General features: G+C 45.3%; 17 protein-coding genes and 1 pseudogene. 9 read left to right on the forward strand and 9 right to left on the reverse strand.

Features of this window, described 5'->3' with window-relative positions:
- The 5 genes and pseudogenes from FEN17_RS27065 to FEN17_RS27085 all read left to right on the forward strand — a co-directional run.
- Window positions 1-269, forward strand: a pseudogene (locus FEN17_RS27065) (excinuclease ABC subunit A); the annotation flags it as partial.
- A gap of 530 nt (window positions 270-799) precedes the next feature.
- The gene (locus FEN17_RS27070; RefSeq protein ID WP_138368556.1) at window positions 800-1,132 is read left to right on the forward strand and encodes a DUF7668 domain-containing protein; all 333 of its coding nucleotides are present in this window, start codon (window positions 800-802) and stop codon (window positions 1,130-1,132) included.
- 249 nt (window positions 1,133-1,381) lie between these two features.
- Window positions 1,382-1,906, forward strand: a complete 525-nt coding sequence (locus FEN17_RS27075) for a hypothetical protein (RefSeq protein WP_205748202.1) — start codon at window positions 1,382-1,384, stop codon at window positions 1,904-1,906.
- Between the two features lie 385 nt (window positions 1,907-2,291).
- Entirely contained in the window at window positions 2,292-2,627 is a 336-nt protein-coding gene (locus FEN17_RS27080; RefSeq protein WP_138368558.1) for a PadR family transcriptional regulator, read from the forward strand.
- A 3-nt stretch (window positions 2,628-2,630) separates the two neighbouring features.
- A complete protein-coding gene (locus FEN17_RS27085; protein ID WP_138368559.1) occupies window positions 2,631-5,378 on the forward strand; it encodes an ABC transporter permease in 2,748 nt (915 codons plus the stop codon).
- Between the two features lie 316 nt (window positions 5,379-5,694).
- Here FEN17_RS27085 and FEN17_RS27090 read toward each other — a convergent pair whose 3' ends face one another.
- From FEN17_RS27090 to FEN17_RS27110, 5 genes are all read right to left on the reverse strand, one after another.
- A complete protein-coding gene (locus tag FEN17_RS27090) occupies window positions 5,695-6,102 on the reverse strand; it encodes a DUF4279 domain-containing protein (RefSeq protein ID WP_138368560.1) in 408 nt (135 codons plus the stop codon).
- 178 nt (window positions 6,103-6,280) lie between these two features.
- The gene (locus FEN17_RS27095; protein ID WP_138368561.1) at window positions 6,281-7,384 is read right to left on the reverse strand and encodes an alkene reductase; all 1,104 of its coding nucleotides are present in this window, start codon (window positions 7,382-7,384) and stop codon (window positions 6,281-6,283) included.
- A gap of 26 nt (window positions 7,385-7,410) precedes the next feature.
- A complete protein-coding gene (locus FEN17_RS27100; RefSeq protein ID WP_138368562.1) occupies window positions 7,411-8,304 on the reverse strand; it encodes an NmrA family NAD(P)-binding protein in 894 nt (297 codons plus the stop codon).
- Between the two features lie 72 nt (window positions 8,305-8,376).
- Entirely contained in the window at window positions 8,377-9,321 is a 945-nt protein-coding gene (locus FEN17_RS27105) for an NAD(P)-dependent alcohol dehydrogenase (RefSeq protein WP_138368563.1), read from the reverse strand.
- A gap of 110 nt (window positions 9,322-9,431) precedes the next feature.
- The gene (locus tag FEN17_RS27110) at window positions 9,432-10,172 is read right to left on the reverse strand and encodes an AraC family transcriptional regulator (RefSeq protein ID WP_138368564.1); all 741 of its coding nucleotides are present in this window, start codon (window positions 10,170-10,172) and stop codon (window positions 9,432-9,434) included.
- Window positions 10,173-10,422: 250 nt separating this feature from the next.
- Here FEN17_RS27110 and FEN17_RS27115 point away from each other — a divergent pair, with 250 nt between their 5' ends.
- On the forward strand, window positions 10,423-10,899 hold the full coding sequence (locus FEN17_RS27115; protein ID WP_138368565.1) for an alpha/beta hydrolase family protein: 477 nt from the start codon (window positions 10,423-10,425) through the stop codon (window positions 10,897-10,899).
- Window positions 10,900-10,946: 47 nt separating this feature from the next.
- Here the strand turns inward: FEN17_RS27115 and FEN17_RS27120 are convergent, their stop codons facing one another.
- Window positions 10,947-11,519, reverse strand: a complete 573-nt coding sequence (locus tag FEN17_RS27120) for a recombinase family protein (RefSeq protein WP_138368566.1) — start codon at window positions 11,517-11,519, stop codon at window positions 10,947-10,949.
- A 508-nt stretch (window positions 11,520-12,027) separates the two neighbouring features.
- On the opposite strand from FEN17_RS27120, the gene FEN17_RS27125 reads away from it, so the two are divergent.
- Together FEN17_RS27125 and FEN17_RS27130 are read left to right on the forward strand one after the other, a co-directional pair.
- The gene (locus FEN17_RS27125; protein WP_138368571.1) at window positions 12,028-12,366 is read left to right on the forward strand and encodes a PadR family transcriptional regulator; all 339 of its coding nucleotides are present in this window, start codon (window positions 12,028-12,030) and stop codon (window positions 12,364-12,366) included.
- 13 nt (window positions 12,367-12,379) lie between these two features.
- Window positions 12,380-14,980: an ABC transporter permease gene (locus FEN17_RS27130; protein ID WP_138368567.1), complete on the forward strand. Its 2,601-nt coding sequence runs from the start codon at window positions 12,380-12,382 to the stop codon at window positions 14,978-14,980.
- Window positions 14,981-15,157: 177 nt separating this feature from the next.
- On the opposite strand, the gene FEN17_RS27135 is transcribed toward FEN17_RS27130, so the two are convergent.
- From FEN17_RS27135 to FEN17_RS27145, 3 genes are all read right to left on the reverse strand, one after another.
- Window positions 15,158-15,628 carry a hypothetical protein gene (locus FEN17_RS27135; RefSeq protein ID WP_138368568.1) on the reverse strand — a complete coding sequence of 157 codons (471 nt, stop codon included), beginning with the start codon at window positions 15,626-15,628 and terminating at the stop codon, window positions 15,158-15,160.
- Between the two features lie 1,189 nt (window positions 15,629-16,817).
- Complete coding sequence (locus FEN17_RS27140) at window positions 16,818-17,000, reverse strand: DUF4134 domain-containing protein (protein ID WP_374756678.1); 183 nt, start codon at window positions 16,998-17,000, stop codon at window positions 16,818-16,820.
- A 12-nt stretch (window positions 17,001-17,012) separates the two neighbouring features.
- Window positions 17,013-17,495 (reverse strand): hypothetical protein, encoded by a 483-nt coding sequence (locus FEN17_RS27145; protein WP_138368569.1) that lies wholly within the window; start codon window positions 17,493-17,495, stop codon window positions 17,013-17,015.
- Between the two features lie 400 nt (window positions 17,496-17,895).
- On the opposite strand from FEN17_RS27145, the gene FEN17_RS27150 reads away from it, so the two are divergent.
- On the forward strand, window positions 17,896-18,222 hold the full coding sequence (locus FEN17_RS27150) for an MPN domain-containing protein (protein ID WP_138368570.1): 327 nt from the start codon (window positions 17,896-17,898) through the stop codon (window positions 18,220-18,222).
- The last annotated feature ends 35 nt before the right edge of the window (window positions 18,223-18,257 follow it).

Consider the following 18,257-nt stretch of genomic DNA (forward strand, 5'->3'; position numbering starts at 1 on the left):
TTTTGGATGAACCCACAACCGGGCTGCACCCTTCCGATGTGGACAATTTACTTATTCAGCTCAACAAGCTGGTTGATCAGGGAAATACGGTTATTGTCATCGAACACGATATGCACGTAGTCGCAAATAGCGACTGGGTGATCGACGTCGGGCCGGGTGCCGGAGATGAAGGCGGTAACATCGTTGTCTGCGGTCCGGCAGCAACTGTTGCCGGCGAACCGGCAAGTCAAACCGGGAAATATCTGGCAGTGTCATTTCGGGAGGGGTGAGGACTAGGAATACGTGAGCGTCATGTGACTATGAATGCCTGAATTTCCTACGCGAGAATGTCAGATTCAAATTAGATCAAATCCATCAGTATTTTCACGCCAAATCACAGCCGGAAGAACGTTTTGGTGTTTTTGCTACTTATAGAGGGGGGAATAGAAGCTGAAAGAGATAAAACAGATTTTAAAAGTTGAATAGCAAATCGAGCTACACTTTTACGGTCTCAGCAAATGTCCGAATATGCAGTGGATCTGATTATAAAGGCGAGGGAGGCAGTCTCGTTTTCGAGCGTTTTGTGAGATTATAGCGCAACGGACAAATTAGACGGTGCGAACCCTGACACTTAAATTATGTCCAGATACCTAAAGTTCAACGATCCTACTAGTGCCGTCTGCTATCTGGAGACAACAAAATTGCAACCGTCCACTTTTAAACTTCAAAATTTAACATGTTACGAGTAGGTGCCGATAATATTTCAGAGCTTTGGATTTGCTAAAAATGCTTAAACATAAATACCTTTGAAGAGAGGGCAATGAGGAAAGAAGATATAGTAGCCGAGGTAAAAAAAATGCTCGAGCTGCTTGTACTCGGGCACTTTGAATTGGCGTATGATTTAGACTACTCAAAGATATTGAACGTCGAGGCCATTTCGGACGAGATAGTGGCATATCCTGGGCATCTAACGATGCCTCCAGAATCGGAGCTTCTGCAATTGGATATTTATGAGACAAATTTCGAAAATCAAGTTTGGATAGATATTCCCCTATGGTTTGACGATACCGAAAGTGATCTGACGTTAGGTTGTACGATTTGCGATACCGCGACAGAACTTCGTTATTCTATTCAAGATATTCACGTTTTATAATCTGTCTCACTTACTGGGATGCACCAGTGAGAGATGTCGATAAATGTTTGACTACTTTGCATTGCTTCTTTTAGCCAGCGTTATGTGAGAATCACTAGTTTCGGGCTCGCATAACCGTTTTTTGTTAAACAACAAAACACAGAACAAGAGGGCTACCCGGATTTTTTGGCAAGTTCTTGGTTTATAGGGAAGAGTAACTTTTGCGTTATTACCGAAATTTAACCTGTATATCAGCTAATGAGGTGCAAATTGCTACTGCTGTTTTTGCTTTGTGCGTCTAGTTTGAAGGCTCAGATGCCGGAGATTAATATCAAACAAATCTTGTTGATCAAACCTAATAGCAGTTCTGAAGGGGTACTCATTGGCGCAAGTTCCGATGAGTGTGTAAGGTTACTGGGGAAGCCGGATGAAATCTCGGATTATTATTCAGAGACCGATGACGATATGATGAAGCTGTACCAGTATGGGGAAAGCAAGCTTTACTTCTTGAAAGGAAAGTTAAGTGTTTGGGATGTGCTTGATAGTAGGATTTGGGTTGGTCAGGTCAATGGGCGCATTTTCAAAATAGGGGATAAATTGATCTCTGGATCAGTAAGGCCTTCGGACTTTCGAGGGCTGCCCATCACCCACTATGGCGGCAAATCCAGGAACATGGGTTTTGCATTTGCAAGTATCAACGAAGTCAAGAATGACCGGACTTACCTGGACAGCTATTTTGAGCTCTTGTTCAATTCAAAAGGAGTCTTGTTTTCTATTTGCATGGGGGATAAATAATTCGTCGCAAATAATCTCCGAAATTTTCAGCATTTCTGAACAGAGTATACGGTCTCACGTTCGAGCGATTTTTTGAGAATTACAACAGTTGCTATTCAACAATCGTCTCACTATTCCGTTTGATAGGGCTTTATCAAAGGCTTTCACAGCATTGCCTATACAGGTTTTGCGTGTTTTAAAGACCCTTTTTGGGAGAGCGCTCTCATCCTCAAACCGAAGGTTATAAAAAGGAGCCATGCTTATGCATTATCGGACAGCTTCTGTACGATTTCGGACACATTTGTATAATTTTTTTGTCTATACAGCTAAAAATCAGATTGTTATACGACCGGCATTTTATTTGCTAAACAAGTAATAAAGAAATACACATGTTAACCTGTTTAGTATGAGCCGAACCTACCTGGGCGAGTTTGAGGAGTTAGTCCTACTCGCTGTTGCCGTCCTGGAACTACAGTCCGCGGGGGCTTATGGCGTCTCGATTGCCGACGAGCTTAAACTACGTACGCAACGAACTACTTCCGTCACAGGGGTACATGTGGTCTTGTATCGCTTGGAGGAGAAAGGCCTGGTCGGCTCGGAGTTAGGCGGAGCCAGCCAAGTCCGGGGCGGACGGCGCAAGCGACTATTTACGCTGACGGCGGCTGGCCAGCAAGTGTTGCGCGAAATGCGTCAGCTGCGCTTGGGATTTTGGGAAGCTTTACCCACCCCTTTCTTTTCGTAAGCCATGGGCAAGCCTTCACACAACCCGACACCCGATCCACAGGGCTCGGCCGGGCAGCGAGCGTCGGCCCAGGAACCGCCCCGATGGGCCAGTCGACTATTAAGCTGGTTAACGCCCGCCGAGCTGCTTGAAGAATTGCAGGGGGATTTGCAGGAACAGTATGCCCAGCGGATTGACCAAAACGGCCCCTTGCGCGCTCGTTGGTGGTATGTCCTGGAAGCCCTGATGGTCATTCGACCCTATTACATACGTCGTCGATTGGCCGGGCTGGCCAATCGGCTTAGGGATTTCTTCTTGAAGCGTCCCACTAAAACCCGCCCTTTCATTCACCCTGAACACTCTTCGCCACCACTAATGAATACTGATATGATCCGCAATTATCTCAAAATCGCCTGGCGCAACCTCATCAAATACAAGGGGTATTCTGCCATCAACATTTCAGGCCTGGCAGTGGGTATGGCCGTAGCTATCACCATTGGCCTTTGGGTCTGGGATGAACTTTCGTTTGATCACTATTATGACAACTATGACCGCATTGTTCAGGTAGCTCAACATGGCACCGTCAATGGAGAAACCTGGACAGGTAGTAATGTTCCGTTTCCATTAGGGGATGAATTAAAGGGTCAATACCCGAACGATTTCAAGCGGGTTTTGAAGGCCTGGCATATTCAGGATCACGGGCTGACGGTAGGGACCAACCACTTTTCGCTTACCGGCCAGTTCATCGAATCCGAAGCGCCCGACATGCTGAGCCTGCATATGTTGAAAGGCACGAGAGCAGGTTTAACCGAACCAAATTCAATCATGGTCTCAGCCTCAGCTGCTAAAGTGATGTTTGGCGAAACTGATCCGATGGGCAAAGTGGTGAAGATCAACAATGCTATGGATGCGACCGTGACGGGCGTTTATGACGATATGCCTGCTAATACGGAATTTCATCAGGTCCAGTTTTTTGCTCCCTGGGATTTATACGTATCAGGTAACCACTGGATCAAAGAGCAGGGTTGGGGAAACAATTTTATTCAGGTGTGGGCTGAACTGCATCCTCATGTCGACGTTGACAAGCTTTCAGCCAAGATTAAGGACATCAAACTAAAGCATCTGGCAAACAATAAAGAGTTACTGGCCTTGCATTTCCAGATCTTCCTGCACCCGATGAGCAAGTGGCACCTCTACTCTGGCTTTGATAAGCAGGGCAACAATACCGGTGGGCTGATTCAATATGTCTGGCTTTTTAGCCTCATTGCGGGGTTTGTGTTATTGGTAGCCTGCATCAACTTTATGAATTTAAGCACCGCGCGAAGTGAAAAGCGAGCCAAAGAAGTCGGCATCCGTAAAGCGGTGGGGTCGATCAGGGGACAGCTTATCGGTCAATTTTTTAGCGAATCCTTCCTGGTAGTACTGTTGGCTTTGTTGTTTGCCCTCTCATTAACAACACTTTGGCTTGACTGGTTTAATCAGCTGGCAGATAAGGAAATGAGCATTCTGTGGACGAACCCGTTCTTTTGGTTGCTGGTGGGTGGTTTCGTGCTCGTCACCGGGTTATTAGCGGGTAGCTATCCAGCTTTGTATTTATCGGCTTTCCAGCCCATCAAAGTCTTGAAAGGTACTTTCCAGGTGGGTTGGCTGGCGGCACTTCCGCGTAAAGTGTTAGTGGTTGTCCAGTTTACCGTATCGGTGACGCTGATCATCGGTACCCTCATCGTTTATCAGCAGGTTCAGCACGCTAAAAACCGTCCGGTAGGATATTCTCGTGAAGGGTTGTTGCAAGTGCAAATGACAGCCAACGACTTTTACACCAAATATGAAGTACTGCACCAGGAACTGCTCAACAGCGGTGTTGTCTATGAAACCGCGCAGTCAGCAAGTCAGGCAACGGAACTATGGTCTAATAATTCCGGGTTTGAATGGCCGGGTAAATCGCCGTCCCAGCAGTCGGACTTTGGCACCTTGACTGTTTCCCCTGAATACGGCAAGACCGTCGGCTGGCAGTTTGTCGCCGGGCGTGATTTCTCAAAAGATTTTGCTTCGGATTCAGCCGCTTTTGTAGTCAACCAGGCCGCCGTTCGATTTATGAGTTTAAAACATCCGGTCGGAGAAACGATCCGGCGAAATGGTACGCCTTACCGGATTATCGGTGTTATCCAGGATATGGTAATGGGTTCACCTTTTGAGCCGGTTTACCCGACGGTGTTTTTTCTTCGTGGGCCACTTAACTGGATTAATATCAAACTGAAGCCGACAGTAGCAACCAGCGACGCGCTGCCTCAAATCGAAGCGATCTTTAAAAAAGTGATCCCCTCGGTACCCTTTGATTACGATTTTGTTGATCAGCGGTATGCGGCCAAGTTTGCCGACGAAGAGCGCATTGGCCAGTTGGCTGCCGCCTTCGCCGGTTTAGCCATCTTCATCAGTTGCCTGGGCTTGTTTGGCTTAGCTTCCTTTGTGGCCGAACGGCGCACCAAAGAAATAGGCGTGCGTAAAGTGCTGGGGGCATCGGTGTTTACCCTATGGCGATTATTGTCCAAAGACTTTGTTCTACTGGTGTTTATCGCCTTTGTCATTGCCACGCCAACAGCCTGGTATGGATTGAATGGGTGGTTAAAGAAATATACCTACCGAACCGAAATCAGCTGGTGGATTTTCGTAGCGGTTGGCTGGGGATCCTTACTCATCACGTTGTTGACGGTGAGCTATCAGACGATCAAAGCTGCCTTGATAAACCCAGTCAAAAGTTTGCGTAGCGAATAACGCAACAGTTTACGACTATGAACATTTGCGCTGTCCCTCAGGCTCACAGGGACATTACCGTTATCCGAACGGTCAACTGACAAATGTGAAAATCAATAACTCGGTAACGGTCGTCCAGCTCGGCCCAAATCTGATTAATTTAGCGAATTATGCTTTTGTGGCCGGCAGGTCGAACCGGCTACAAAATCTGAATTACCGTTAGGAGAAGGAAAAGACTTAGGATGACAATCTAACTGTCGCAAATAACGTCCGATCCGTGCAACCAGCGCAGATGACTGTATCAGGGAGGAGTGATTTGTGAGATTTATCCTCGGCTCTAGTTTTTTGGAAGAAAATACACATCTATATCCAAATTCAACCCTATGCCTGAAAGAATATTAAGCGACTTTTGATCAAAATATGCCCCAAAGTTGAAATCTGCCTTGGATCTATACATGCAAACTATTGTAAATTCTCCATAGGCGCTTTCTAGAACCTTAGAAAGTGAATCCCTCTTCAATCTAATAAAATTAATCATTACATCTATATGCTCAGAAAGCGGTCTATCTTCGTCAACATTGGCGACTAGCTGCCAAGTCCGACCTACTCTAATCGTTGGAGCTTTGCCCACCTGAGCCGAATCTCCCTCAATCCAGGAAATTGTGGGATACGTATCCAATAGGATGCTAATATCATCAACAGAACAAGCAAAATCATGCAATTTTGAATAAACCCTATTTTTCATTCTTTCTCGTAGAAGTACTTAACAAAAAGATGTCTTTTGAGGTGATATACCCAAACATTAAGTTTCTCGAAACGTCCGGAATCTGTGTCGCAATCGGCCAGGTGCGCGAGGAAGCTTTCTCACGTTGGAGCGTTATTTGGGGAGATACAAATTTGAGTTAGACTGAGTATTCATAAGTTTACTCAGCATGGAACACTTCCAGGTCTTTGAGAAACCGATAGTCGATATAGCCTTTCGCCCCACCGCCGAACATGGTAGTACGATCCGGCTCGTTTAATCCCGCATCTAATTCAAACCGCGCTGGCAGGTCCGGATTAGCGAGAAACAATGTTCCGAAGGAAATGAGCTTGACAATACCAATTTCAAGTTCAGATTCCGCAGAAGCCTTTTCGTAGCCTGAGTTGGCGATGACAGTTTGCCTGATCCGGTGGCCGAAAAGCGTTATCTCGTCCTCGGAAGGATAATGTGCCGGAGAGGGAAAATAGGCATTGCGCTTCATGAGTTCCACATAAGCAAAATCCAGTTTGTTTAATTCGTCAATCAGATATTGATAGGTTTCCACCGGCTGGTCCAGCACGATATTGCCGTACGGATGGAAAGGTGAAAGCTTGATCCCCACCCGGTCGCTGCCCACAGCGGCGATCAATTCCTGCATGACTTCCAGGATAAAACGTGCTTTGTTTGGAATGCCGCCGCCATAATCCTCAGTCCGTTGATTAGCGCTTTCGGCCAGGAACTGGTTGGGCAGATAGCCATTGGCAGCATGCAGTTCCACCCCGTCGAATCCCGCTTTCATGGCATTTTGAGCTGCCTGACCGTAGTCCTGGATAGTCTGATGGATCTCGTCGAGGGTGATTTCTCGCGGTGTTTCGTAGTCTTTCAGGCCTTGGGAGGTAAAATGCTGCATGCCTTTTATGGCTAGTGGCGATGGAGCCAGGGGCAACTTGCCGCCCCGGTCAATGGAATGTCCGGCCCGGCCGGTGTGCCAGAGCTGCGCAACAATCAGCCCGCCCCGATCATGTACGGCCTGTGTCACCTTTTTCCAGGCTTCGATTTGCTGATCCGTGTAAATACCCGGCGTAAATGGACTACCGGTGGCTTGGTCGCTGATGCGGATTGCTTCTGTAATGATCAGGCCGGCACTTGCGCGTTGGGTGTAGTACTCGACGGTCATATCGCCGACAATCCCGTTGTTATCCGCGCGACTTCTCGTCATCGCAGACATAACCATTTTATTTTTTAAAGCCAGATTCCCCAGCCTGGTTGGTTCTAAGAGTTTCATTTTTAATCCTGTCTAGGGTTGAAAATTCATTGATGATAAGCGGGCGCATACACCTGGCGTGCAAACTCCTCTGCCGTCGTCTGCGTCGTAGTCGATTCGTCCCGCTTTTGATAATTCATATAGCCGGTACTGATTGCGGTGCCCATTTCAATCAAGCTTGAGATGAAATCGGTGGAGAAACCATTGCCCAGGAATACCTCTCTTACCTTTTCAACCGGTAGCTGGACATAGGCGAGGTCTGGTTTACCAATGGCATTACCAACAATGCCCGTCAGTTCGGCATAAGTGTAATCACGAGGTCCCATCACGGCATGGACGCTCTTGCCGGTGAAATCGAGGTTGACCAAATGACTGGCTGCTACTTCCGCCACGTCGCTGGTCGCCACCATCGGGATGGCATGGTCGCCTGGTGCCACGGTACCATTGATCCCCGCTTGTTTGACAAGGCCAATCGTACGCAAAAAGTTTTCCATGAAATAAGCTGAACGGATGTGCAGCACATTCACACCTTCCAGCTGGTTCAGCCTCACTTCCTGTTCGCCAGTCCCTGCCATCATGCCGTTACCTTCATGCATATGCGAACCCAGACTGCTCATGTTGACGATATACCGGATGCCCGAGCGCTGAATCGCTTCGATCAGTGTCCCGGTGACCTGCCGCTGGTATGCCCGGGTGTTTTCCGCCTTCACATTGTCCGGCAAAATGACGAACGCGCTATCTGCACCGGTGAATGCCTGAGTTAGCTGGTTTGCGTCGGTGACATCTGCCGCAACGATTGTAGTGCCATGATCAGCATATTTTTCCAGCTTTTCGGTATGTCTTGCTAACAGCGTGACATGATGGCCTTCATTGATTAAAATCTGGGCAATTTTGCTGCCTACCGTTCCGGTGGGACCAAGAATTACGATGCTCTTTTTCATTTTGATGATTGTTTTGATTTCTTTGCTTCGATACAAATGTCCCCGGATACGAGGGCAAAAACTTGTATCAGATCACTGTTGTTCGATTACGATTTTACCTGTGTAGCCGCCCTGCTCAGCATAGCGATAGGCTTCTTTGAATTTGTGGAAAGGAAATACTTTGTGGATTTCAACATCCAGCCCATGCTTGACTGAGTCCAGCAAGGCATCGGCATACTTCTTGGACGGACTGGCGAGGACGATCACGTGCTTTTTACCGGTAAACAAGTTCCTGATCAATGAGAGAGGGATATCTATCGGCCGAGGCGTCGGGTTGAGGAATTTGGATTGGGCCTTCATGATCTGCTTCGCATTCGCATAGCCCATTTTACCAGACAGATCAATTACAATGTCGTAAGTTTCCTCGCGGGACAGCACTTCTTCCTTGCGGTAATCAATCACCGTATTGGCACCCCACGTTTTCGCAAATGCAATACCATTTGAATTGGTAACCGCCGTCACGCGAGCGCCTTTCTGTTTGAGGAATTGCAGCAAAATCATCCCGAAACCGCCGGTAGCGCCATTTACCAGAATGTTTGTGCCCGAATCAATGCGGCCCATTTTTTCAATGGCCGTTAATGCGGCGGTCCCTATCACGGGAAGCGAAGCTGCCTGAGCGAAACCGATGTCCGACGGCTTTTTCCAGATGTGGGAAGCTGCAACGGAGATGTACTCGGCCGAGGCGCCTTCCTTCATCATGTTTTTGACAACCCCGAAGACTTCGTCGCCCTTTTTGAATCCTGTAACTGCGCTACCAGTTTCTTCAATTACGCCGCCGAAATCGGCCCCGGTGTACTTCGGGAAGTTTGAACCTGACATCAACTTCATTTCCCCTTTACGGATCTTCCAGTCCATGGGGTTTATGGAGAATGCTTTAACATTGATTAGTACGTCGCCTGATTTAATAACTGGCTTTGGCAGTTCGACCATTTGTAACGCATCGGCGTTTCCAAATTTCTGATATTCAATTGCTTTCATGATATAGTTTTGTTTTGTTCAAAATGATATCACAAAGGTGCGGGCACGCCCGCTGGTAAACTTGTATCAGATCACTGTTGTAGCAGATGCAACCGGTAAATGAGGATGATTTAGTAGATGCGGATCAGGTCGCTGTTGTGTTTCAATGCTTTCGGCGGCATGCCGAACATCTCGTACATATACTTGTTGAACTGGGGAAGATCGTAAAAACCGGTGTCGTAGGCCACATCGGTCAAGGTTCGGCTTTCATCAGAAAGGATAAGGTAAATTGCCTGCCGCAGCCGCGTCCACAGCAAATATTTGGACAGGCTGCTGCCGGTCTGTTGTTTGAAAAGTGAGGCCAGACGAGATGGGGAAAGAAACACAATATCCGAAAATGTCTGCGGGGTGATATCAGCCCGAAAATAGTTTTCCTTGATGTAGTCGGCTATTTTGGCCACCCGCTCGTCGTATGCGGCGGACGGAACATTGGCCTGCAAAGCCTCCAACACATTTCCTACATCCAGAGTATCAGTGGATGTCTGAAAAAAAGCTTTTGAAACTGCCGGTGTTTCAAAAACAACGTACCTTTCGTCTGCTTGAAACCTGTCTGCCAGTTCCAGCCCAATGTATGAATAGGGTTCAATGTTTAGCACATTCAGTGTGCCTTTTTCGGAGACGCAAAAATGTGAGATATGCGGTCTGATCAGAAAACCGTGGATGCTTTCATGCTTTACGCCATTGATGGTTGAGTCGAAAGGCGTGTCGTTGGACAGCACAATCTGGTAAGCCGAATGATGATGGATCTCGACCGTTAGGTTACGGGCGATCAATGCGAGAATAAAAGGATTGTTAACTTGCGGTTGAATCATTTCACACAAGTTAGATAAAATAACGTCCACCGAACTTTTGAGTTCGTCAAAATATTTGAAGAACCGATCAATGCATCTGATTGCCCTACATAAATAGTCGCAGCAAACATTCCATCATAACAGCATATTGCAGTATCGGTTAACGGTTGATTAAGATATATAAACCGTCATCTCGCGACAGGGAGGATTATTTGAGACTTGGACACTGCTGCTGTCAAAATTTGTAAATTGACCAACCAAATGTTCGACTATGAAAAAGATGCTTTCAATAGTGACAAAGGTCGCTTTTACTCTTTCGCTTGTATTTTTTCTATCTAATTGTAAATCTCGGGAATCTTTTAGGTCGGAGCGTCATTCCCAGGAACCTAAACAACCCTTCCCATATTTCAGCGAGGATATTGAATTTAATAATTCCAAAGCAGGAGTTCGCTTGGCGGGCACCTTTACACGTCCAACTCAAAAGCGAAACTATCCAGTAGTAGTTTTAATTTCAGGTAGCGGTCCTAAGGATAGGAATGAAGAAGTAAACCAAGGACATAAACCGTTTTTAATCATCGCAGATTTTCTCACAAGAAAGGGAATCGCTGTTTTAAGATATGACGACCTCAACCACTTTTTTCAGGAATGCGAAACAGGATCGCCGGATGAATATACAATCATCGATCAAACTTTTTCACCCATGGCGTTATCAGAAATGTCTAGTTGGATATTAAAACAAGTGAATTAGGTACTTCAAGCTAATGTCTAAAAAAAACCTCCGGGTTAGCTTCTTAACTAAGTACCGTTTTGCTTTTGCCAAGCCAGATAGCGATAGACTGTTGCTCGGCTCAGATGAAATAGTCTACCAATTTCGTTGACTGTATTCGTCTGGCTGCTATACATTGCCTTAACAGCTTTTGCTTTTGCCTGGGCTTCTGGTGAAAGTCCCTTCGGACGTCCACCGACCCGTCCTCTTGCCCGAGCCGCAGCCAAGCCCGCCTTGGTTCGTTCGCGAATCATGTCACGTTCAAATTCGGCTAGTGAGGCAAATAAATTGAACACTAACCGGCCCTGGGCTGTTGTCGTGTCGATAGCATCATTGAGACTTCGAAACCCAATTCCGTTGTTTTGAAAATCGTTAATCAAAGTAAATAACTCTTTTAGAGATCTACCTAAACGATCCAATTTCCAAACCACGACGGTGTCGCCGTCACGAACAATATCCAACATTTTTTGAAGTTGTGGTCTCAATTTTGCTGACGACACTTTTTCTTGGAAAATTTTCTGGCAACCCGTTGCTTTAAGGGCGTCTAATTGCATCGCCAAATTCTGATCTTGTGTCGAAACGCGTGCGTATCCAATTAGCATGAGATTTGTTAGATGACATTAGAAGTAAAATATTTGGCGTATGATAACTTACTTAATAGTTTTTCCAGCGCTCACCAGTGGAAACTCTGTTAGGATGAGAAGGTTACAAAGGTAGCAGTACCATCATCATCAGACTCTGTATTCCATACAATGTGCTATCTTTTCGGTAGGCCTCCCTTCAATTTCATTTAAGGTCTCGTCTATGCGACTGTTCTACCTGCGTTGAGGGGAGGATGAAAATCTTAGCTTGGAGGGTTATGTGCGACACTATTGCTTCCTGAAGTCGGACGATAAAGGTTAATAAGAATATCGAGTCTATTTGATATAAGCGCGAACTGTCTTCCTCAAAAATCTTTGAGAAAAAAGTATTGAAATCGGACATAAGCTGTTCGGTTGTGAACACCGCCTTTCTTTTGGTATTACTATAATTATCTGATTATAAAACACTTATTCATGTGTATTTCGCTGGCAAACTATTTAGTCAGCAAATATGGAAAATATAGATCGTATGAATAGGAACTATCTCGGCGAGTTTGAAGAACTCGTTCTTTTGGCTGTCGCAGTGCTCGACGGACAGGCATATGGGGTTGCCTTATTACATGAACTTACGGAGAAAAGCGGAAGGCAAGTCAGGCTTAATCAAGTCCACTCTGCCTTGCAACGTTTGGAAGAGAAAGGCATGCTTAGATCTGCTTTCGGTGAGCCTACATCGGAGCGGGGTGGAAAAAGAAAAAGGGTTTTTACAGTAACAGCCTTGGGGCAACGCACACTGCATGAGATCCAGGAAGTCCGCTCCAGCTTTTGGGGCCGGCTAGCAAACTTTCCTAAACTTTCAATCACTGGATAACCATCGACTTTACATGAAAACCCCACCGCGCCTTGCGAAGCGATTTCTTAAATGGTTTGTGGCTCCACACCTCTTGGAAGTAATCCAGGGCGATTTAGAAGAAGAATTTTTCTTCCAGCTCAAATCAATTGGAGAGCGTAAAGCCAGACTTCGTTATTGGTTCGAGGTATTTGGTTTTTTCAGACTAACGTATATAAAAAGGCAGCCAAGCTTCAATTCTTACGATCCACTAATCAGCTCATCAATGTTTAAAAATTACTTCAAAGTGGCCATTCGGCAGCTACTTAAAAACAAGTCGCTTTCTTTTATAAACATTCTGGGACTTTCACTCGGCATGGCCTTCGCACTGCTTATTGGAATGTGGGTACGATTTGAAATCAGCTTTGATACATTCAATCGGAATGCAGACCGCATTGCATTGGTGATGAAACACACGCTGATGAATAATGAGAAAAATACCTCTGGTTCTGTTATGATGCCGGTCTATGATGAGCTCGAGCGTAATTTTCCAGAAATCCAGCATGTCTCGCGGCTCGATTGGGGTAGTGTACATAGCCTTGTCGCAGGTGACCGCAAGTTTAAAAAGCAGGGATACTATGTTGATCCTGCTTTCCTCAAGATCTTTACCTTTCCGATTTTAAAAGGAAATCCGGAAACTGCGCTGATCGACCCTAATAGTATTGTATTAACCAAATCGCTCTCAAAAGCCATCTTCGGAAATACAGATCCGATTGGAAAGCTGATACGGATCGATAACAAATTTGATATTCAGGTAACTGCGGTCATTCAGGATGTGCCCGCAAATTCGTCTTTGCAGTTCGAATTTTTGGCCCCATTTGAATTCAATGTAGCCAAGATACCGGACGTCCGCGAGTCTAAAACCCGCTGGAACAACAGTTTTATTGGCGTGGTGCTTCAAGTGAGAGAAGGCGTGGAATTCCAAGACCTTTCTAAAAAGATCAGCCCGATGCTGGAGAATAAAGATCCTTTTGTAAAAACACAAATGTTATCGCTTTATCCGATAAAGCGGTGGCACTTGTACGACGATTTCCAGGATTGGGTCAATACTGGCGGACAGGTTATTTATGTGAGGCTTTTCGGCATCATCGGTGCATTTGTATTATTAATTGCCTGCATCAATTTTATGAATCTCAGCACGGCACGGTTTGAGAAAAGAGCTAAGGAAGTTGGTATCCGTAAAGCTGTCGGATCGCTAAAACGGCAGCTAGTTGCACAATTCTTAACCGAATCTCTGCTGACAGCATTTTTGGCTTTCACGCTGTCTTTGTTGATCATGTGGCTCCTGCTACCTCATCTGGGAGAACTAGGCTTTAAAAATATCGAGCTTGATTTTACTGACTTGTCGTTATGGGGCGCTGTTTTGGGAGTTTGTTTGATAACTGGTCTGCTGGCGGGTAGCTACCCCGCGGCTTATCTATCTTCTTTTGTTCCAGTTAAAGTATTGAGGGGGAAGTTGCAGCAAGGCAACGCCCCGGTCAACCTTCGTAAGGTGCTGGTCGTTTCCCAATTCTTTATTTCAATTGCGCTGATTATATCCGCGGTAGTGGTCTATCAACAGGTTAACTTTGCCAAAAGCCGTTCCATAGGGTATAATCCCGACAATTTGATTACGCTGGATGCAAGTAGCGACCTGGTAAAAAATTATAACGCGCTCAAATATGATCTGCTGAAAACCGGTCATATTGAATCCGTGGCCAAAGCATCAAGTTCCATGACCTGGATCAATAATGATTTTACGCATTTTAGCTGGGAAGGGAAGGATCTGGGCAGTAACGTTAGCATTAATGTGGTGATGACGGACTGGGATTACGAAAAAACAGCCGGACTCGAATTTATAGCCGGTCGATCCTTCGATAGACGTTACAGTACAGACAGTGCAGCAGTAATTTTGAACGAAGCTGCATTAAAGCTGATCAACTATAAGGATCCGATCGGCAAAACCATGAAGCTAGGCGATCAGGTGCTGACCATTATCGGGGTGACCAGAAATGTGTTAATGCAAAATCCGTTCGGCACTGTCAAGCCAGGCGTTATATTGTTCAACGGCAAGAATGTTAATGCCATCCTGATCCGACTGAAAGATCACGAGAACCTGTCCAAAACTTTGGCGGCTATACAGCCAATTGCTGATAAATACAATCCATCCATTCCGTTTGAGTATCACTTTGCTGATCAGGAATTTGAACAGAAGTTTAGCTTGGCCAATCAGATGGCCAGACTTGCCGGAATCTTTGCTTCTTTAAGCATCTTTATTTCCTGCCTAGGGCTTTTTGGTTTAGCGATGTTTATGGCAGAGCGCCGAACAAAAGAAATTACAATCCGTAAAGTTCTGGGAGCAACAGTTGCCAACCTGTGGCTGCTTCTATCCAGCGAATTTATCTGGTTAGTGGGGATTGCGTGTGTTCTTGCCGCACCTGTCACACTCTGGGCGATGAATAAGTGGCTTCAAACTTACGAGTATCGTATTGCCATCCAATGGTGGCTACTTCCCGCGACATTTATAATTGCACTGGCAATTGCTTTTGCGACGGTAAGCCTTCAGGCCATCAAGGCCGCATATATCAATCCATCGCAAACATTACGATCGGAGTGATTGCCGGAGTGCTTACGCTCATTAAGCAATCATAATTTAAATTGCCTTTCTATTATCGCTTTGCAGGTCTCGCGAAACCTCCGATCGGTACGATGGTTTAAGACTACGGCGAGTAAATCTGCAGGTGTCTCATGTTCGAGGGTAATGGCTTTATTCTTGTAACAAGTGCCTGCGTCCCTAAAATTCTTGACGAATTGCAATAATCCTCTTTTGCATGTTTGCTGGATTTTTTGTGCTGCCGGGGATGCCTAGGAGTTCTAATGTATCGCCATGTATGGTGAAGCCGAATTTACCCATAATATCGTTAGTAAAGGACCAACTTTGACCATTTGAACTTCCTCCGTCTTCGCAAGCTTTACTGCTACTGATAAAATGTGCGGTCGCCTGATTTTCATCGACAACAATCGAACCGGTGCAGCCACACTCCGCTCGGTTAAATTTTGCACCATCAATTTCAAATTTTACCGGGTGGGTTTCCACAGGATAATCAGGATCAACATTGCCAGAAGCATAAAGGCCGAAGTACGTGACCTGGCCGTCATATACACCCGAAAGTGGATTGTATATTGGTTCAGGTATTGTCTCCTCCTTCTTGCATCCCGTCAATAATGCTATTAATGCTCCCAGTAACATCATGTAAATTTTCATGGCGATTCGAAATTGTAGTTAACGCTGTTACACAATACCATAAGTTACTGAAAGGGCTTACATTATGTTGCAGTCTTATTGATTTTTTCGGATGTACTTTATTAAATATCCGCGTCTAAAAACCAGATGAGCGTTATTTGACTTGTAAGTGTCCCTAAGGAGACAAGAAATACTAGGAGCAACATCTATATCCCTATAATATATTTGGGGTGGCCTAACTCATGATGGCAAACCTATGCCTTGTAAGAATGATATCTTGAAGAGGACAATGAATTTCATTTTACGCCTATTATCACTCTGATGACTTCCTAGATTGTGTTGGCACTAGTCTCAAAAGACGTCCAATTTCTCCGAAAATAATCCATTCAATGCCAGCGACTGAACACTCGCCGAATCATTCTAAAAAAGTTATCTCAAAAATCAATGTTTCAATTTATTGTATTGTGCTGACTTATTGAGACGGCGTTGACCAAGTCCAGATGCCTGGTTTTTTATTGTGAAAAGCCAAACCATAAGCGTTCTTTTCTCCATAACCTTTGCGAGCGGAGCAAGCCTTGTCCAAAGGTTATTTTGAATTTCAAATCCCTACATTAAGCGCGTCGACTTTTTATATTCGGTCAAGTTATTATATGTTAGAGTGGAGTTCGCTATGTAACAAAAGGGAATATGTAAATTTTGTAGCCAATATGGTTAGTTGCGATTCCTGCACAGCTTACGTATCTTTGTTTTGAATAAGATTGTTCAGAATGTTGCTATTGAGCAATGAGGGACATATTCGGGACGTAGAAGTTTTGTGGCTTTGTAAGTAATTGATAATGAATTAGCTGATGCAAAGGTTCGACTCCCCGCATCTCCACTCCAACAAGTTTCAAAAATTGCATAAGCCCGTAAATCAACGATTTACGGGCTTATTGTTTTCACGCTCGCCATCCAAATCTTTCAAAGTCTAACAAAAGCAAAGGGACGAATTCGGGACTGAATCCTGATGAATTTTTCGTCCCTTTTCGTCCCTTTTGGATGTGTAATTATTTGATTTACAATAATATGTACAGCAAATGAACATCTTGATTTAACAAAATGTGATTTCTAGTTTTACACTAAAAAAAGAAGGGATGGAAGCAAGCATGACAATTCTGTTTTTGGCCCTTATTGATTTGGTAAACGCTTGTGCTTGCCATAACGCTTACCCTTACAGGCCGAAGAAAGATTGCAGCACGGTAGCGACCACCACCAGGAAAATACAGCTGCCAAACCAGGCTGCGGCCACCTTTCCCGTATCATTGTCCCCGGCATTCCATTTCTGGAAAACCTTTGCTGCACCCACCAGCCCGAGCATCGCGCCGACGGCATACATCAACTGCGTGCCCCCCATGCCCTCTCATCATTAAACCTCCTTCCATAACTCCTCTAGCTCTACAGCACTGAGGTTGATGAAGCCATATTTTGCAGATTCCGAAGTGATCACATTGTTGATCGCCTCACGGAACGGCGTGCCTTTGACGGCAGAAAAATCTTTGATCAATATCTGGATCAGGAAAATCAGATCCCGCTTTTCGTAGCCTTTTTGGTATGCCTCCCGAATGCTATTCCTAAGCTGCGAGCTGAGCTCCTCGACCTTGGCAAACAAGGTTTCACTTTGCCAGGGCTGCTTTTTTACTTCAACAGGTTCAGCTGTTTCTTCCGGCTGATTAACCTCTTGTTTGCTCACCGGCGGCGGCTTCTCCCGCCTGTCCCAGAACCGGGACTTTGAATTGAGCAGTGCTTTGATATCCTGCCGGTAATACCGGATGCCAATGATCACATAGTAAATCGCTACTGCGGCACCGACTGCCAGAAAGTAGCCTGTCCGGGATAAATGCGTTGCCATAACTCATGTTGTTTTAGGTTGCTGCTGCATTGATTACCTGACAAAACAACACTCAAAACCAAGGCACTTCAAATACAAGTTTTTCTTGTACCCATTCCGAAATGACTGTACCCCAATGATTATCAACGATGTAGAAAATGAAAATGCGACTAGTCTCGCTAAGATTTCTGTGCAGACTGCCTCAATGCCCGGCATTCCATGCGGGACAGAGTTTCTTGTATCAATGATGCCCCAAAGGTAGGCACAGGGCTGCGGGCGTAGTGGAAATTCCGGCATAAATACATGGCCTGCGCACGCATTCCATGTCGGGCCTTCCTTTATTCCGTTGCTTCCACTACTTGCTTGACCAGTGCCTGAATGATGCGCCATAATTCATTCAATCACTTCAATCAAGGTAATTATGGAAAGCTTCGCGAATGTTTCAAACTTGTATCAGGTAGCAGAAATTGAGCTGATCTACAAATCCAAAGTACAAGCCAGCCAGCGTCCAAAAATAGAATCATCCAAAGATGCATACAAAGTGCTGATGCAAAGCTGGAACCCTGACAGACTGGAATTTATCGAAGAATTCAAGATACTGTTATTGAACAATGCCAGCCGTGTGTTAGGCATTTTTGAAGTGTCCAAAGGTGGAATTGTATGTACCCCGTTTCTCAGACAGCTATTAGTTGTTGTATTTCCTTTTTCATCAGCAGGTCTTTCCATTCAAAAGGTGTCATATTGCTGAGTCCTTCGTGAGGTCTTCGTTGATTGTATTCTTCT

This window comes from Dyadobacter luticola, from assembly GCF_005860805.1.
Classification (GTDB): domain Bacteria; phylum Bacteroidota; class Bacteroidia; order Cytophagales; family Spirosomataceae; genus Dyadobacter; species Dyadobacter luticola.